Annotated in this window: 15 protein-coding genes and 2 pseudogenes; 13 read left to right on the forward strand and 4 right to left on the reverse strand. The window is 58.3% G+C overall.

From position 1 onward, the window contains the following. Positions 1 to 50: 50 nt before the first annotated feature. The 6 genes and pseudogenes from JMJ95_RS07845 to JMJ95_RS07870 all read left to right on the forward strand — a co-directional run. Positions 51 to 473 (forward strand): annotated as a pseudogene (locus tag JMJ95_RS07845) (DUF6079 family protein); the annotation flags it as partial. A gap of 115 nt (positions 474 to 588) precedes the next feature. Next, positions 589 to 870 (forward strand): DUF6079 family protein, encoded by a 282-nt coding sequence (locus JMJ95_RS07850; RefSeq protein ID WP_290684469.1) that lies wholly within the window; start codon positions 589 to 591, stop codon positions 868 to 870. Positions 871 to 879: 9 nt separating this feature from the next. Further along, a complete protein-coding gene (locus tag JMJ95_RS07855; protein ID WP_290684294.1) occupies positions 880 to 2370 on the forward strand; it encodes a Fic family protein in 1491 nt (496 codons plus the stop codon). Between the two features lie 52 nt (positions 2371 to 2422). Continuing rightward, positions 2423 to 2812, forward strand: coding sequence for a four helix bundle protein (locus tag JMJ95_RS07860; RefSeq protein ID WP_290684296.1), 390 nt, complete (start codon positions 2423 to 2425; stop codon positions 2810 to 2812). Further along, positions 2809 to 3645: a DNA methyltransferase gene (locus JMJ95_RS07865; protein WP_290684298.1), complete on the forward strand. Its 837-nt coding sequence runs from the start codon at positions 2809 to 2811 to the stop codon at positions 3643 to 3645. Before JMJ95_RS07860 ends, JMJ95_RS07865 begins: the two co-directional genes overlap by 4 nt. Positions 3646 to 3803: 158 nt before the next feature. Beyond that, a complete protein-coding gene (locus JMJ95_RS07870; RefSeq protein WP_290684299.1) occupies positions 3804 to 5057 on the forward strand; it encodes a Zn-dependent hydrolase in 1254 nt (417 codons plus the stop codon). A 155-nt stretch (positions 5058 to 5212) separates the two neighbouring features. Here JMJ95_RS07870 and JMJ95_RS13940 read toward each other — a convergent pair. Further along, positions 5213 to 5470, reverse strand: a pseudogene (locus JMJ95_RS13940) (NADP-binding protein); the annotation flags it as partial. 162 nt (positions 5471 to 5632) lie between these two features. Between JMJ95_RS13940 and JMJ95_RS07875 the strand changes: the two are divergent. After that, entirely contained in the window at positions 5633 to 6895 is a 1263-nt protein-coding gene (locus tag JMJ95_RS07875; protein WP_290684301.1) for an arginine deiminase family protein, read from the forward strand. Between the two features lie 35 nt (positions 6896 to 6930). On the opposite strand, the gene JMJ95_RS07880 is transcribed toward JMJ95_RS07875, so the two are convergent. The 3 genes from JMJ95_RS07880 to JMJ95_RS07890 form a co-directional block, all read right to left on the reverse strand. Further along, on the reverse strand, positions 6931 to 7206 hold the full coding sequence (locus tag JMJ95_RS07880) for a heavy metal-binding domain-containing protein (RefSeq protein ID WP_290684470.1): 276 nt from the start codon (positions 7204 to 7206) through the stop codon (positions 6931 to 6933). Positions 7207 to 7270: 64 nt separating this feature from the next. Beyond that, positions 7271 to 8041, reverse strand: coding sequence for an enoyl-CoA hydratase/isomerase family protein (locus JMJ95_RS07885; protein WP_290684303.1), 771 nt, complete (start codon positions 8039 to 8041; stop codon positions 7271 to 7273). Between the two features lie 21 nt (positions 8042 to 8062). Continuing rightward, positions 8063 to 9610, reverse strand: a complete 1548-nt coding sequence (locus tag JMJ95_RS07890; protein WP_290684304.1) for an L-serine ammonia-lyase, iron-sulfur-dependent, subunit alpha — start codon at positions 9608 to 9610, stop codon at positions 8063 to 8065. A gap of 143 nt (positions 9611 to 9753) precedes the next feature. Between JMJ95_RS07890 and JMJ95_RS07895 the strand changes: the two genes are divergently transcribed. The 6 genes from JMJ95_RS07895 (at position 9754) to JMJ95_RS07920 (ending at position 17212) form a co-directional block, all read left to right on the forward strand. After that, a complete protein-coding gene (locus JMJ95_RS07895; RefSeq protein WP_290684305.1) occupies positions 9754 to 10896 on the forward strand; it encodes a hypothetical protein in 1143 nt (380 codons plus the stop codon). A 371-nt stretch (positions 10897 to 11267) separates the two neighbouring features. After that, entirely contained in the window at positions 11268 to 11975 is a 708-nt protein-coding gene (locus tag JMJ95_RS07900) for a PAS domain-containing protein (RefSeq protein WP_290684307.1), read from the forward strand. A 146-nt stretch (positions 11976 to 12121) separates the two neighbouring features. Next, complete coding sequence (gene iorA, locus JMJ95_RS07905) at positions 12122 to 13888, forward strand: indolepyruvate ferredoxin oxidoreductase subunit alpha (RefSeq protein ID WP_290684308.1); 1767 nt, start codon at positions 12122 to 12124, stop codon at positions 13886 to 13888. Further along, a complete protein-coding gene (locus JMJ95_RS07910; protein ID WP_290684309.1) occupies positions 13885 to 14472 on the forward strand; it encodes an indolepyruvate oxidoreductase subunit beta in 588 nt (195 codons plus the stop codon). Before iorA ends, JMJ95_RS07910 begins: the two co-directional genes overlap by 4 nt. 461 nt (positions 14473 to 14933) lie before the next feature. Further along, the gene (locus JMJ95_RS07915; RefSeq protein WP_290684310.1) at positions 14934 to 16391 is read left to right on the forward strand and encodes an MFS transporter; all 1458 of its coding nucleotides are present in this window, start codon (positions 14934 to 14936) and stop codon (positions 16389 to 16391) included. Between the two features lie 320 nt (positions 16392 to 16711). Beyond that, the gene (locus JMJ95_RS07920; RefSeq protein WP_290684311.1) at positions 16712 to 17212 is read left to right on the forward strand and encodes a thioredoxin family protein; all 501 of its coding nucleotides are present in this window, start codon (positions 16712 to 16714) and stop codon (positions 17210 to 17212) included. Positions 17213 to 17254 lie beyond the last annotated feature (42 nt).

Raw genomic sequence — 17254 nt, forward strand, 5'->3', positions numbered from 1 at the left:
AGGACCGCTTCGAGCAAATCCTCATCGCCCGCAAGGACGTCAAGTTCGTGGTGGCCGAGCGTCTGCTCAAGAAGACCGCCGACCAGCAGGTGAAAATCCGGGAGTACCTGACTCCCTTCGCCAAGTTCTATGGTCGCATGAACGAGCGCATGGACGAATTCGTGCGCCTCTTCCCCGTGCATCCCGACTACATCGACACCTTCGAGCGGGTCACTGCGGTGGAAAAGCGCGAGGTGCTCAAGATACTGTCCCTCCACGAGTGGATCGACAAGATGAAGGCGGCGCGGGACGAGGTCTTAGCCCAGATCGGCGATCCGGCCAAGCGGAGCTTGCCCACCTTCCGCCGGCAGACCCAGCGCAAGCTCGGCGACCTCAAGAAGGCGTACCTGCCGGCTTACCTCTCCATGCACGCCAAAGCGCGTCTCGGCGTGAACGAGGACAAGCGCAAGGCCCAGCTCATGGGCGACGAACGGCTCAAGGACCTGCAGAAGCTCTCTACCATCGACCTGATGCCGCGCCGGCACCTGTCGAATTTTCAGAACCGCCTGGCCGGGCCTGAAGAGCTGCTTCGCGCTCACCGAGCAGGAACTGGAAGCATCGCCGGTCTGCCCGCACTGCAACTTCAAGCCGGGCGGGGAACCGCCCACGGCTCCCGCGGCGACCATGCTGGAAGGCCTGGACGGCGAGCTCGACAAACTGGTCGAAAACTGGACCCAGACGCTGCTCGCCAACCTCGAAGACCCGACCACCAAGGGCAACCTGAGTCTCCTCAAACCCGAGCCGCGCAAGCTGGTTGACGGCTTCATCAAGAAGCGGACCCGGCTCACCAAGGGCAAGGAACCCGGCAAAGTAAGAATAGTGCTGGAGTAGAAACCACGAATGGACGCGAATGAACGCAAATTGAAGGAACTGATCCGCAGGGGTGAAGGCATTTCGACCGAGTTCAAAACCTGTCGGAACAGCCTCAGCCGGGATGTCTACGAGACAGTTTGCGCCTTTCTGAATCGGCATGGAGGGACGATTCTGCTCGGTGTTCAGGATTCGGGAGAGGTGCTGGGCATTGCCCCCGGCACCGTCGAACAGATGAAAAAGGACTTCGTGACTGCTATCAACAACCCGCAGAAACTCCAGCCGCCCGCCTATCTTTCAGTGGATGAAATGATGCTGGAAGGGAAACCAATCCTTCGCATTTATGTTCCGGAAAGTTCCCAGGTTCACCGTTGTAAGGGCCGCATTTATGACCGCAATGAAGACGGTGATCTCGACATTACAGACAATACCCGCCTGGTAGGTGACCTTTACCAGCGTAAGCAGGCAACTTATTCAGAGAATAAAATATACCCATATGCCGGGCTGGACGAACTGGAGCATGAGCTGCTTGCAAAGTGCCGCAAGATCGCGGTGTTGCGTCGAGAGGACCATCCTTGGCGGAACATGGACGATATGGAACTCCTCAAAAGCGCGCAGCTCTATCAGACAGATCCGGAAACAGGCAAGAGCGGTGTTACCCTTGCCGGTTTATTGCTCCTAGGCAAACGGTCGCCGTTACTGTCAGCAGTGCCGCACCACCGCACCGACCTCATCCTGCGCAAGGTGAACCTGGACCGCTATGACGACCGGGATTTCGTGGACGTCAATCTGGTCGAGAGCTACGACCGCATCATGGCTTTTGTCGCCAAACATCTGCCGGACCCTTTCTATCTTGAAGGTACGACCAGCATCAGCATCCGTGACGCAATCTTCCGCGAAGTCGCCTCGAACATCCTGATCCATCGGGAATACACCAACGCTTTTCCCGCTAAGTTGATTATCGAGCGGGGTCAGGTACGTACCGAAAACAGCAATAAACCGCATGGCTTCGGCGTTTTGAACCCGGAAACATTCACACCTTTCCCCAAAAATCCAGTCATTGCAGCCTTCTTCCGCCGGATCGGCCGCGCCGATGAGCTGGGTTCCGGCATGCGCAAGTTGATGCGGTACGGCAAGGCGTATGGCGGTGCCAATCCCGAATTGATCGAAGGCGATGTATTTCAAATCGTCGTGAAGGTACCGGAGTTCAGCTCAACAGGTGAAGAATCAGGCACCTCCGAAGTCAAGCCCCAAGTTACACCCCATGTTTCACCCCAAGTCACACCCCAAGTCGAACGTCTGCTTCGGGTCGTCAAGGGTGAAGTAGACCGAGATGCTCTTCAGCAGGCGGTTGGTCTGAAAGCCCGCAAGAACTTTAGGCAGTTGTATTTGGCTCCAGCCATCGACGCCGGACTAATCGAGATGACAATCCCGGATAAACCTCGCAGCAGCAAGCAAAAATACAGGCTGACAGAGAAGGGCCGGAATGTGCTGAAGGGAATCGGAGGAGGCAGCGAGTGAGCAAGTTCGGGTTCCTGGTTTCTGGTTCAGAGTTCCTGGTTGAGGAAGAACGATGGCAAGCATAGAGAGATTTGAGGACATCGAAGCCTGGCAAAAGGCTCGCGAACTGACGCAGGAGATTTACCGGATCACAAATCAAGGCTCTTTTGCAAGGGACTTCGGTGTTCGCGATCAGATACGGCGGGCCGCTGTTTCGGTAATGTCCAATATCGCCGAAGGCTTTGGCAGAGGCGGAAACAAGGAGTTTATTCAATTCCTTTCAACCGCCAAGGGTTCAGCGTCAGAGGTTCAGGCTCAGCTTTATGTAGCCTTGGACGCGGGGCACATAACGAAAGAACAATTTCGACAGCTATATGATCTGGCGCAGTCATCGGGAAAACTGACAGGTGGTTTCATCCGCTATTTGCAGAAGTCGGACCATAAAGGAGTGAAGTTCTCATGAGCCGGAAAGAATTACCCGGCTTCAACCAGGAACCAGAAACCAGGCACCAGAAACCCGTCGAATGTCTCGGCATGACGTTCCCGAACGACGAGGAGAGGCGGAAGCATTTTCTCGGTATCCTGCGCGAGAAGCTGAAGGACCCCGAGTTCCGCAAGATCGAGGGGTTCCCGCACGGCAGCGACAAGGACATCCTGGCGCTCTCCGCCCCGCCGTACTACACGGCCTGCCCGAACCCGTTCATTGCCGATTTCATCAAGCATTACGGCAAACCCTACGACCCGGCAACCGATAATTATCGCCGCGAGCCATTCGCAAGTGACACGGGTGCGGGAAAGACCCATCCCATCTACACGGCGCATTCGTACCATTCCAAGATCCCCCATCTGGCCACCATGCCATGTATCCTGCACTACACCGAGCCGGGCGATATTGTATTCGACGGGTTCTCCGGTTCGGGCATGACGGGCGTGGCGGCGCAGCTTTGCGGCCAACCGGAAGCAGAGTTCAAGGCAACTCTTGAGGCGGAATGGAAAAAACGGGTTATGCACCACCCAAGTGGGGATCACGGCGGCCTATCCTCATCGACCTTTCACCTGTTGCCAATTTCATTGCCTATAACCTCAATCTGGATGTTTCAGCCCGCGAGTTCAAGAAAGCTGCTGATCATTTCTTCAAGAAGATCGAGTCGAAACTCGGCTGGTTGTACGAGACCCTGCACACAGACGGCGAGCGTAAGGGCCGTATCAACTATGTGGTCTGGTCCGAAGTCTTCACCTGCCCTAACTGCGCCCAAGCGGTCCCCGGTGACGCCCCCTGCTGGGGTGCGGATTTAGGGCTAACCCTCTCGCTTGACGATAAGAGACGGTTGATGGCGGAGCCCCCGGCGCGGATATTTTCCCCCGGCGTCCGGCCAATCTCTTCAGAAGAGGGATGATGCTGCGAAAGCCGGGTACAATGGTGTGAGAAAAAAGAACTTCGAGGAGGCTCGGCAATGACTTCAGGAGGAAATTCCCCTTCCCGTCCGGTTGTGCGGGGCGATGTGCTTCTTGGGCAGATTGAAAGCCTCGCGTCGGTGGGGCTGGATTCGGAGGGCGGCAGGACGAGGCTCGCCCTTTCGGAAAGTGAAAAGGCGGGCAGGGATTTGGTGGTTCGCTGGATGGAGGAGGCCGGGCTCGAGGTCAGGGTGGACAGGATCGGCAACATTTTCGGCATTCTTCGGGGGGCGGACGGAGGGCTCGGGAACGGCCTGATGATAGGTTCCCACATTGATACTGTGATCCATGCGGGACCCTTTGACGGCTGTTACGGTGTCCTGTCCGGCCTGGCAGTGCTCAGGGCCTTTCGGGAGGCAGGCGTGGTTCCTCCCCGTCCGCTTGCGGTTGCCGCATTCACGAACGAAGAGGGAGTACGATTTCAGCCGGATATGCTGGGTTCCCTGGTAGCCGCGGGGGGCATGCCCCTCGGGGAGGCTCTGAACATCGCCGACGGGCAGGGATGCACCGTGGGCGAAGCCCTCGCCGCCATAGGCTGTTCCGGAGGGGAAGAGCCCGGGTTTCTGCTTCCTTCCGAATACCTTGAGCTTCATGTGGAACAGGGGCCGAGGCTCGACGCCGAAAAGAAGCGGATCGGTGTGGTGGAGGGAGTACAGGGAATATCATGGTGGCGGGTCACCGTTGAAGGAACGGCCAATCATGCCGGAACGACGCCGATGAAGATGCGCCATGATGCGGGATATGCCGCCGCCCTGGTGTCGGTGTTCCTGAGGGAGCGTTCCCTCTCTTCCGGAACCACTCTTGCCACCGTCGGGACCATTGCCTTCGAGCCCTGCGCGGTGAACGTCATTCCCTCGAAGGCCGTCTTTACGGTGGACCTCCGTGATCCGGACGGTGCGAAGCTGACGGAGGCGGAGGAGGGGCTTGCGGCGTTCCTGGAAAAAACGGCTCTCGAGGAGGGCGTCCGGATTTTATCGGAGCACCTGGTACGTTGCGAACCCGTGGTCTTCGACAGGGAACTCGTCCAGACCGTCGAAGACGCCGCCGTTTCCAAAGGCTATTCCTCCATGAGGCTGGTCTCGGGAGCAGGTCACGATGCCCAGATGATGGCCGGAGTCTGCAGGGCGGCCATGATTTTCGTCCCGAGCATTGGCGGTGTCAGCCACAGCCCGGATGAAAAAACATCCGCCGGGGACCTGCTTGCCGGGGTCGATGTCCTTCTTGACGTGGTCCTGAGGGTGCTGGGGTTCTGAGTGAGAAGGAAAGGCGGGGGTTTCCCGGCCCTTCCTTCTCCAGAAACTGCCGGAAATCGGCTAGCTTCGCTGACGGAACCGGAAGGACGGCCATGCAGGCCGTTCCCCGCCGGGGCGTTCAGGATATGGGGAGCATGTTGGCGGCGGTGGTTGCGGCCGGCGACCTGTCCGGGGGAGATATCGACGCAGGCGGTCTTTCCGGATGTCCTGGATATGATGGGGTCCGCGGGCCGGGTATTTTTTTCGATCCGGATTCCCAGGGAAGACGCCATCATGTGTATTGACTGCTCGAATCCGGTGTAACCGGCCATGACGCCCCTTTCGAGCCCTTTCCCGAATTCCTCCGGGGAGAGACCGATTCCCCGGCTTGCCATCACCGTTGGGCTGAAGGGGAAAAGGTCGTTTACCCGCATGCATGGCGGTAATTTTTTTTCACGTCCGCGCAGGCGGCGGCCGGTCTCCTTAGAGAGAAAGAACTTGGAAAGAACGTTGTTTTTCTCGTGTGCGATTCAGGGCTGAAGTACCTGAGTACGGACCTCTACCGCTGAAGAGGTTCAAGGAAAGGAGGGAACCCTGTGTCCGGGCTGAAGATCAGGGTGAATTCTGAGATAGGAAAGCTCAGGGCGGTGATAATGCAGCCTCCCGGAAAGGGTATCGAACGGTGTACGCCCCTCAATATCGGCTCCTTTGCCTGGGATGCGGTTCCCAGCCCCGGAAAGGCGACGGAAGAACACCGGAAGTGGGTGGATGCGGTGCGCTCGTTCGGGGCCGAGGTTCTGATCTTCGAGGATCTTCTCCGGGACATATTCGCCCTGCCGGGAATAAGGGAGGACGTTCTGCCCTCTCTCCTCGGGGCAGAGCGGCCTTACGTGACGGCCCAGACACTGGAGGTTCTCCGGGAATATCTTCTGTCGCTTTCCCCCCGGGACATGGTGGACCAGCTTTTTTTCGGCATGACGAAGGATGAACTCAACAGGAAGACCGGGGAGGTCTCCCTGGGGGACCTGGCCGACAGGAGGGACGAATGGTGTCTTTTCCCCATGACGAACGTGCTTTATTCCCGGGATTCCGCAGCCGTTCTCGGGGAAGGGGTGGTTTTCGGAAGGATGCTGAACAGGGACAGGATGAAGGAGCCTGCCTGCGTGAAGGCCCTTTTCAAACATCATCCCCTGCTGAAGGACACGGGTTTCAGAACATGGTACGGTAGCGCCGAAGGGGACGACAGGCCCGCTGAAGGGGGCAACATTCACTGCTACAGTCCGAACGTCTTTGTCGTCGGGGTGAACGAAAGGACCCACCCTGAGTCTATCGAGAGGATCGCCCGCAGGACCATGGAATCGGGGCATATTACCGACGTTCTTGCCCTTCTTTTCGAAAATCCCAGGCTCGGCCCCCAGGATTCCATCGGGCTCACGGTCCACGTTGACATGTTTCTGAACATGATCGACCACGATGCCTTTCTCTTTTTTCCCTATATAGAAAAGAAAATCACAGTCCTGCATATTACGCGTGGACGGGGAGAGCGGCTCAGGATCACCAGTGAAAACTCTCTTTTCGGGGCCATCCGGAAAGTGCTGAAGCTATCGTCCCTCCGGATCGTCAAAGTGGGGGGCAGCGAGAGCGAAGCTGTGGCCTTTGCAGAACAGAGAGCGGGCTCCGGCGGAAATACCTTCACACTGGAGCCCGGCAGGGTATGCATCTGGGACAGGAACACGGGTACCATCCGGGCCCTTGAAAAGGCAGGCATCGACGTGGTGCCCGTGGAGGCGGACGAGCTGGTGAAGGGCGGTGGAGGTCCCCGCTGCTCCACCATGCCGCTCTGGAGGGACGACCTCTAGAAAGTTCCCGTCCGCGGCGGAGAATCTCCTCCCGGTCAATCCGTCCGGGCCGCCGTCCCGCGGGTGGAGACCATGAACACGTTGCTTCCGTTGCTGCCGAGCACCTCGTAGTGGACCGGCATGCCTGCGATGGCGTTCGCTCCCAGCTCGGCAGCCCGCTGTTTCATTTCCTTCAGCGCCGATTCCCGGGCCTCGGTGAGTTCTTTTTCATAGGATCCCGACCGACAGTCGAAAAATCGATGAGGCTCGCCATGAAATCCTTTATGAAGTTGCCCCCGGCGATGACTTCTCCGAAGACGGTCCCCCGATATGGCGTGATGTGCTTTCGACGGCGTGCGTCGTGGTTATGATCTCACCTATTGAATTCCCTTTCTGCTACCTTCCCTTGAATGCCGCTGGGCGCTTGGCGAGGAATGCCTCCACGCCTTCCCTTCCGTCCTCGGAGGAAGCCAGGGCGGCGAACAGCTCCCCGCCTGCCTCCACGGCCCGGTCGACGGGGAGACCGGACATGGCGGCGAAGCCCCTTTTCCCCGTGCGGACCGAGAGCCTGCTCTTCGAGGCCAGCCGTGCCGCCAGGGCCAGGGAGTTTTCCTCGAGTTTTTCTTTTCCCGTCACTGCATAGACAAAACCGAGATCCTTTCCTTTGGAAGCCGGTATGAGGTCCCCGGTGAGAACGTACTGGAGGGCCCGTTTTTCCCCGATCCACCGCGAGAGTTGGTACCCCGGCTCAAGGCAGATGAGGCCGACGTTCACCGCCGTGGTGCCGAAGACGGCGTCTTCCGACGCAACAACGAAATCGCAGGCAAGGGCAAGTCCTGTCCCGTTGGCCAAGGCATATCCCTGAACCGAGGCGATGACGGGTTTCGTCATGGCGGCAAGGGTGTGGTTGTGGAGGTTCATCAGGGAGAGGAAACCCCTGATTTCGTGCCGTTCCTTTGTGAGGTATTCCCTGAGATCGATTCCCGTGGAGAAATGTTTTCCCGCACCGGAGACGATGACGACCCGCACGGTATCGTCGGACTCCATGGCGCGGAGAGCGTCGTTAAGCTCTGTAGCCAGCTCCGTGTTGAAGGTGTTCATGGCTTCGGGGCGGTTGAGGGTGATGGAGCCGATTCCGTCGCTTCTTTCCCGTAAGACTGCCGGCATGTTTTGTTCCTCCTTGTGAATTTAGTTTGTCCCCGGATCGAGCCGGGGGAGGGACCGGGCCGAGGGACAGAGGGCGAGCCCTCCCCGGGAAGTGCAGCGCAGTTCCTCCGGAAGCATTCGTCCCACGCTGTCCACGGCGTCGATGGTTTCATCCAATGGGACAGGGTTTTCATATCCGCCGAGAACCAGGTCCGCGCAAAGAAACGCCTGGGACGCAAGGGACGCGTTTCTGCTGTGGCAGGGTATTTCCACAACTCCTTGGACGAGGTCGCACACCGATCCCATGACATTCTGGAACACGGTGGCAGCCGCGTCGCACCCCTGCCGCGCCGTTCCTCCCGCCGCTTCGGTCACGGCTGCCGCAGCCATGGCGCCCGCCGCCCCGATCTCCACCTGGCATCCCGCAACTTCCGCGGCGAAGGTGCTTTTGAGGTCGTGGAGGTACCCCACGGCCCCGGCGGCCCAGAGGGACAGCAGGAGCCGCTCTCCGGCGATGCCGAAATCTTCCGCCAGGGTGGCCGCCACTCCGGGAAGGACCCCCGCCGCGCCGCCTGTGGGAGCCGCGCAGACCACGCCGCCGGAAGAGCTGACGTGGAGGGCAGCCATGGACCGTATGGCTGCCCTGGCGTGAGGCCCTCCGGTGAACAGTGTGCCCCCTTTTTCCGAATTCCATAGCTTTTCAGCCATGGGGGGGAGCAGCTTCATGGAGGGAAAATCCCCGGCCAGCCCTCTGCGGACCGCCGTGAGCATGATGTCGAGACGGAGTCCCATCTCCTCCATAAGGTCCTTTTCAGGCACTCCCAGCAGAGATGCCTCCGATGCAAGGGCAACGCGGCCAAGAGACCATCCTTTTTCTGCCGCAAGGGAGAGCAGTTCGGAAACACCGGAAAAAAGCTGTGCCCCGGGCATGGGCAACATGACGGGTTCGGCGTAGAAGAAGGAAACGCCTCCCCTGGCAATCGTCTCCCTGGCGGTTTCCGGAAGGGGAGCGGAGGATTTGCCGAAGAGCGCCGGTCCCCCGGAGCCGCGGCAAAGGGAGGTTTCCCACCCGCGTTCTTCAGCGAAGGCGGCGGCATGTTTTAACTCTTCCTCCCGCCGGCCTTCCAGGAGAAGGACGTAGGATTCCCCCGTAATGGCGGCAGGACACCCGTTGACGGAAGCGATTTCAAAGGAGCCTCCCCCTGTGGACCTGCTGTGGATGGCCAGTTCCCTTCCTCCCCCCGAGAGACGGAGGAGGGAGCTGTTCGGATGGTCGGCTTCGGGGAAAGGGGCCTTTTCGAAGCCGATGTCGAGTCCGAGACCGGGAGCCAGAGAGAGAATCCGGGAAAAATCAGGGTCAGTGAGAGGACGGCCCAGGAGTCCCGCGGCAAAGGCCAGGTCGCTGCCCTGGTCTCGGAAACAGACTGCCAGGGAACTGGAGGGGGGAAAGATGAAAAGGGCCCGTTCCGGAGGTGCGCCGAGCAGGTTTGCCGCCATGCGCCCTATTCGCCACGGGCCGGCGGTGTGGGAGCTCGAGGGGCCTCTCATCACCGGGCCGATAACGTGATTCAGTATGCTCACCTTTTTCATTGCCGCCGTCACCTCGGGAAGGAAAATACGCTTCTCCCAAAGTATACCACCGGTCTTTTCCCCGGCTGAATGGCCGGTATCAGTAATTTTCTTTTTCCTTTTGGACGGCATTTGTGTTAGATTACCGTCATGGGGTGATGGAAATGAAACCGATGGTCTCAGTGATTCTTCTGCTCGGCTTTTTGCTTTCTCCGGCCCTTCCCGCAGCTGGGGAAAGCGATCCGTACTTTGCGAAAATATGGGAAAAGGCTCTTCCTAAGCTGGAAAAGTCCCTTGAGGTGTTTGATCGCCGGAAGGATCTCCCCGAATCGAGTTTTTTCGGAGAGGACAAACAGTCGAACACAAAAAAGTATGAAGCCCTTCTTGACGAGGTCTTTGCCGTTCTTATCGGCTCGGAGCTTCAGAACGCCCGCCAGGAATACAAATTTATCGAGATGAAGATCGAGCAGGCGGGGGACGAGATTACGGTGCTCCTGAAGGAAAGAATAGGGGCGCCTGAAAAAACATGGAACCCCATGAAGAAAACCCGGGCGAAGATCGATGAAAAAATTGCCGATCTCAGGGAAGACATTGAAGGCCTGACTGCAAGAAAAACGGAGCTGAAGAGGGCAATGCGGGAGGCCTTGGCGAAAATGGGCGTGAACGTGGAGGAGCAGCAGCTCGACGTGCTTCTTTCCAGCGTCAGCGGCGACGACGTCCTGCACCTTCTGCTGGCTGCCGACAGCATCAAGAAAATAAACGGGCAGATTTTGAGCCTTCTCCAGGGAGGCCATGGCAGCGTCCAGTCTGCCAGGAAGTACACGGGGGTCCACATGGTGCTGGTGGATCTCTACCTTCAGGCAAACCTCAACGTCCTGGGCAAAATCGGCAGGGAATACATCCCCCGCCTTGAAGAAGTCATGAAAACAGCCCGGCGCATTGGCGACGATGCCAGGCAGATGCTGGCGAAGGCAGGACGGGACGAAAAAAACAGGCAGGTCCTGGAAGCGAACGTCAAGGCGAACGAGCGCACAGTCCGGACGGCGGAGCTCTATCGACAGTATCTGAGGGGACAGGAAAACGCCCTCCGGGGCGCCTCGGAAAAACTCGAGAGAGACTATTTTGTTGCCCGGAACACCTACGACACAGTAAAAACGGGCAGTGACCTCATCTCCCTCATCCAGGTCTCCATGAGCACCATGGAGGGAGTCTTCAGTTTTGCGGTGCCCGACCTCGCCCTTGTGTACGACCAGGAGCTCATGAAGGAATTCGAGAGGATCACCGAGCGGATCAGAACAGGGAACTGAAACCGGAGGGGCAGCCTTCACCCGGAAAGGGCGGGAAAAGGCACAGACGGCGGAATCCCGTGGGACCGCCGTTTTTATTTTCCGGCGCCATCTCCCGGAATAGAAGACGCAGGGGCATCCTCAATCCGCAGGCTTTTCAGGCACGGATGTCGGTTCCACAGGCAGACAGCCGGCGAACGCAGGGAGCCGCGGGACTCGCCAGGGCAGTTGTCACGGACGACAATCCGCGCCTCCCGCCCAATTGGTCCCGGTGACACTCCCCGCCGGGGTGCGGATTTAGGGGCATGTCCTTGTCTTTACAGCGGGACGGAAAAATGATATGAATTTTTTATCAGACAACAAAAGATTTTGCACGAAAGGGATGGCGCTGCATGAAACCTGAAGGCCAGGCATCCGGAAACCGGGAGTTTCTGGAAAAATACATTCCGCTTCTCGATTTTTTCGCCGAGGTTTGCGGCCCCGAATACGAACTGGTGCTCCACGACGTGTCCAGACCGGAAGCTTCCATTATCGCCATACGGAACGGACAGATCAGCGGCCGTACTGCGGGAAGTACCATGTCCGACTATGCCCCGACTTTCATCAAGCTGATCCGGAACGGGGGATGCAGCGAGGACATGGTCGCCCACGTGGACAAGACCAGGGACAACCGAATCCTGGAATCCCACACCTTTTTCATCAAGGATGAACAGGGTGAGCTTCGGGGCATGATATGCGCGAACCACGACGTCACCGACCTCATTCGCCTTCATGACACCCTGCACGAGAAGATCTTGATGCTGAACGGACTTTCGGGGAGATCGGCGCTTCCGGAAAAAGAAGAAACTCCCGCTCCCCTGGAAAATATTTTCACTGCGGAGAACGAATCTAACCTTGACGGCCTCATGGACGTGCTGATAGAGAAGGCCGTCTCAGAGTTTCCCACCCCCCTTGGGGCGATGACCCCGGAAGAGAGGACCAGGTTCGTGGGGGTTCTGAAAGGAAGGCATCTCTTTTCCATGAAGGGGGCGGTGCCGAAAGTGGCCCGGCGCCTGGGAGTCTCGGAGGCCACCGTGTACAGGTACCTGAAGAAGGAGTGATCTCCCCGGGGCAGGGCCACTTCCGGGAAGGTGAAAAGAGATTCCGCGGGGAATATCTTTTTTGTTGCGAAACGCGGGCATGTGTGATAAGAAATTATTATCACTTTGAACCGGCCAAGAGAATTCAATAAAGGAGCGACCTCTCGATGAAAGCGATACTGTCCGGCAACGAAGCCGTAGCCCAGGGCGCCTGGGAGGCGGGATGCCATGTGGCGGCCGCCTATCCCGGAACGCCCGGTACTGAGATACTTGAGAACCTGGGACGATTTCCCGAAGTGTATTGCGAGTGGTCTCCCAATGAGAAGGTTGCCCTCGAAGTCGCTTCGGGAGCGTCCATAGCGGGAGCCCGTGCCTTGAGCGCCATGAAGCACGTGGGGTTGAACGTGGCGGCGGATCCCTTTTTCACCATGTCCTACATCGGGGTAAACGGCGGGCTGGTCATCGTCTCCGCGGATGACCCGGGGCTTTCCAGTTCCCAGAACGAACAGGACAACCGCTGGTACGCCATCCACGCCAAGGTGCCCATGCTCGAACCGTCAGACAGCCGGGAATGCCTGGATTTCACCAGGGCCGCCTTCGACATTTCCGAGCGGTTCGATACGCCCGTCCTCCTGAGGCTCACCACCAGGATATGCCACGGCAAGAGCGTGGTCGAGACGGGAGAGAGAGTCGAGACTGCCGTCAGGGAGTACAGGAGAAATCTGGCCAAAAACGCCATGCTGCCCGCCTTCGCGAAACAGAAGCACTATATGGTTGAAAAGAGACTTGATGACCTGAGGGAATACGGAGAATCTTCCCCCCTCAATTCTGCGGAGATGGTCGACGGAGCGGAGATCGGGGTGATCGCCTCGGGCGTGGGATATCAGTATGCCCGGGAGGCCCTTGGAGACGGGGCGAGCTTTCTGAAGATAGGCTTTTCATGGCCTCTCCCCCGCAGGCTTATCCGGGAATTTGCCTCAAAGGTGAAGATTCTCTGGGTGGTGGAGGAGAACGATCCGTTTCTGGAAACGGAAATTAGGGCCATGGGGATCCCTTGCTTCGGTAAGGATGTCCTGCCCGTGGTGGACGAACTCACACCGGCCATCGTCGCCCGGGCAGTCCTGGGGAAAAAATTAGCGCAGGCACTGGAAGCGGAGCTTCCGCCTCCGAACAGGCCCCCTCTTCTTTGCCCGGGATGCCCCCACAGGGGACTGTTCTTCCCCCTGGGCAAAAAGAAGGATGTGATCGTGACGGGGGATATCGGCTGTTATGGTCTCGGATCCATGCCCCCCCTTAACGTAGGAGAGACCACCATCTGCATGGGGGCGGGCTTTTCCGCCGCCATCGGCTTCCAGAAAGCCGGCGAGAAGGCGGGCAGGAATCAGAAGGTTTTCGGAATCCTTGGAGATTCCACGTTCTTTCACTCGGGGATTACCGGGCTCATCGACGCGGTGGTGAACAAGTCCCGGGGAGTGTTCGTCATCATGGACAACAGGATCACCGCCATGACGGGACAGCAGGAAAATCCCGGGTCGGGCAGGACTCTTTCGGGGGAGGATACCGTTGCGCTGGACATCCCGAAGATCTGCGAGGCCTGCGGGGTCAGGAGGGAGAATATCCACGTGGTGGACCCCTACGACCTGAAGGCCTCAGGGGAGGCTGTGGACAGGGCGTGGGCGGCGGAGGAACTATCCGTCATCGTAACCACCCGCCCATGTGCGCTGTTGAAGGATGTGCAGAAGGAGCGGGAAGGATTGAAATGTTCCGTCGACGAAGAACGGTGCGTTCTCTGCGGTGCATGCCTGAACCTTGGCTGCCCCGCCATTACGAAACGGGGCAGGATTGTCATTGACCAGGCGGCCTGCAACGGATGCGGCCTGTGCGTCCAGGTCTGCCCGAAGAAAGCCATTGGAAGGGAGGGCGAGGCTCGATGAACGCAAAGACCAGGAATGTGCTGCTTGTGGGTGTCGGAGGTCAGGGCACCATCCTCGCGGGCAGGGTGCTGGCGGAGGGGCTCCTTTCCTTCGGCTATGACGTTAAGATGTCGGAGATTCACGGCATGGCCCAGAGGGGCGGAAGCGTGTCAACCCACGTTCGCTACGGAACAAAAGTGTATTCCCCTGTCATATGCAGGGGGGAGGCGGACGTGGTGGCGGCCTTCGAGAAAATGGAGGCTCTCCGCCGGCTTCCGTACCTTTCTCCCGGCGGAAGGCTGATCGTGAACAACCACGAGATCTTCCCCATGCCGGTGATCCTGGGGGAGGCGGAATATCCCCGGGAGATCGAAAAGACCCTTTCGGCCGTCGCTCCCGGAACTTTCGTGGTGGAAGCGACCAAAACGGCGGAGGACTTGGGAAATACGAAAGTGATGAACATGGTCCTCCTCGGTGCGGTGGTGAAGTCCCTGGGGCTGGACGGCATGGACTGGAGCGGGACGTTCCGGGCCTGTGTTCCTCCCCGTACCGTTGAGGTCAATGAAAGGGCCTTCGCCGCGGGAATGAATCTCCTTCCAGGGTAAACGACAACGACAGCATTGAAAACAAAAAAGGAGGGGCCGGGTCCGGACCGTTTCTTCTCCTTTTTTTCTTCTCCCGGCGCCGCGTGTTTTCTTTTCAGTCCGACAGAAGCCCTAAATCCGCACCCCGGCGGGGAGCGTCACCGGGACCAATTGGGGCGGGGGGCGGATTGTCGTCAGTGACAACTGCCCGGACGAGTCCCGCGGCTCCCTGCCTGAGAAACCGATATCCGTACCGGTTTCTCTCCCCTCAGGCGCCTTCCCCCCAGGAGATCTCTCAGCAAAGAGCGCGGAGCGAAATCTCTTCGCCCCCGGGGAGGGCGAATTGGTCCTATGCCCGGCGACATTCCCTCTGCCTGAAAAATTTGCTGATTTAGGTTTATAGGGGGAGAGGAAAAACTTGGCAAATGCATTCTATATGGTATCCTACTATTTTAAAGTTCTTGAAAAGCGAGTGGTGACTCATGACCCGTACCGGAACCCAATCTCCCGATATTTCGAAGAACGCCGTCCTGGCGGTTGCGGCGTTGACGGCCTTTCTGCCGCCCTTCATGCTCTCGTCGGTGAACATCGCCCTGCCCTCCATTCAGCAGGACTACGGTGCGAGCGCCGTGTGGCTGAGCTGGGTGGCCACATCCTATCTGCTTTCCTCGGCGGTTTTCCTCATCCCGGCGGGGAAAATGGGGGATATCTGGGGACGAAAGCGCATACTCGTCATCGGCACGGGAATCTTCATTGTCTCAACGATCCTCTGTCCCCTGGCCCCAACCATGCCCTTTTTCATCCTTCTCAGGGCGGTGCAGGGAGCAGGGGGTTCCTTGATGCTGACCATGGGAATGGCCATTCTGACTTCCGTTTTCCCGGCGGCGGAGCGGGGGAAAGCCCTCGGCGTCAACGTAGCGTCAATTTACCTCGGGGCTTCTGCGGGGCCCTTTTTCGGCGGGCTTCTCATCGGGGCCTTCGGGTGGACTTCAGTGTTTTTCGTGAACGCCCTTCTCGGGGCAGTCTCGATTATACTGCTGAAAACACGGGTTCCCTTTGAATGGCGGGAGGGGAGCAGCAAACGGCTCGACCTTACAGGTTGTTTCGTTTACGGGACCTCTCTCGTCGCCGTCATGTACGGGGCCTCCATTCTTCCGTCGGCTGGAGGGCTCTTTCTGATTGCCGTGGGAGGCGGACTGTTCGCAGTCTTTATCCGGAGGATGCTCCGGTCTGAAGATCCCCTGTTCGAGATCCGCCTTTTTTCCGGGAACCGGGTCTTTGCCTTTTCCAACGTGGCTGCGCTGATCAACTATGCCGCCACCTATTCCGTGTCTTTCCTCCTGAGCCTGTACCTCCAGTACATCAAGGGCATGTCTCCGTCCGAAGCTGGGGTAGTCATGGTGACCCAGCCTCTCCTGCAGGCGTTTCTCTCCCCCTATACCGGAAAATTATCGGACAGGATAGAACCGGGACTGCTCGCATCGGGGGGTATGCTGTCCACCGCCCTCGGTCTGACCATTTTTGCCTTTCTCGGCAGGGAAACGCCCATGGCCTTCATTTTCACGGCCCTCGTCCTGCTTGGCCTTGGTTTTGCCTTCTTCTCATCGCCGAACACCAATGCCATCATGGGGTCCGTTCCGTCGAGGTTTTACGGTGCGGCCTCAGGTTCGGTGGGCACCATGAGGGTAATGGGGCAGATGACCAGCATGGCCGTGATCACAGTGGTCTTTGCCGCGCTGCTCGGGAGCGACCAGATCACTCCCGAACGGTACGGCAACTTTCTTGTCGTGGTGAGGATCAGTTTTTCTATTTCTTCACTGTTGTGTTTTCTGGGAGTCTTTTTCTCATGGTTCCGGGGAAATCTCCATGAAGGACAGGCGGGAAAGGCCGGCCAGGAAGAAGGAGATGAAACGCTGCTCAGCTCCCGGGACGTCAGATAAGCGTCAGCTGAGACTGATCTCCCGGGGGCGGGTGTCTTTTCTCAACAAGGGACATTGCCCTGTCCCGATCGATGCGGCGAACCGGCCGTTCAGGGGGTTGATGGCCGACAGTATGTCCGAAAGGGCTTGTTCCCTGCATAACTGGCACAGGCTCCTTTTTGAAAGGGAAAGAAAGGGTCTTTCAGAGCTGCATTTTTGCAGGGGGACAGGGGCTCCTACCTTCGTTTTTTCCCAATTGCAGCAGAAATCACGGCATGCATTTTTTGTTCTGTGAGATAATAAATAAAACGTTCAGCCAGTCTTCGGGGGTGAGAATAACTATGATCGATTTTTCAAAAGGATATTCTCTGGAGGAGTACTTCCGGAAGGGGTACGAGGAAGAGCGGGACCGGCAGAAAAGGGCCTGCGAAAGGACCGTTTTTTCCCCGGAGTTCGAGGAAGCCGTGAAGGGTGTGAAACAGCCCGTCAATCTCGCGGCCTTCGCTGAAATCTACTGTCCGGATACGGTGGTCACCATGCCCTTCGTAAAAAGGGCGGCGGACCTCAACCCGCTCATCCGCCTGGCGGTATTCGAGCGGGAGCCTTGGGCGAAGGAACTTGAGGCTTACACGGGAGCCGCCAGGATTCCCACCCTGCTTTTCTTCGACGGGGACATGAATCTCCGGGGGAAATACGTCGAGCTTCCTGACGGCCTGAAAGACGCGATGCGGGATGCCGATCCGGGAGAACGAAGCGTCATGACCCTGGAATACCGCCGGGGAAAATACAATGGTCTGATCCAGGAGCAATTCATCGCCATTCTGGCTTCCTTTTCTTCATGATGACGGAAGCTGACCCGGTCATGAGAATTCGCGGGGGGTGTC

The organism is Aminivibrio sp. (genome assembly GCF_016756745.1).
Lineage (GTDB): Bacteria > Synergistota > Synergistia > Synergistales > Aminobacteriaceae > Aminivibrio.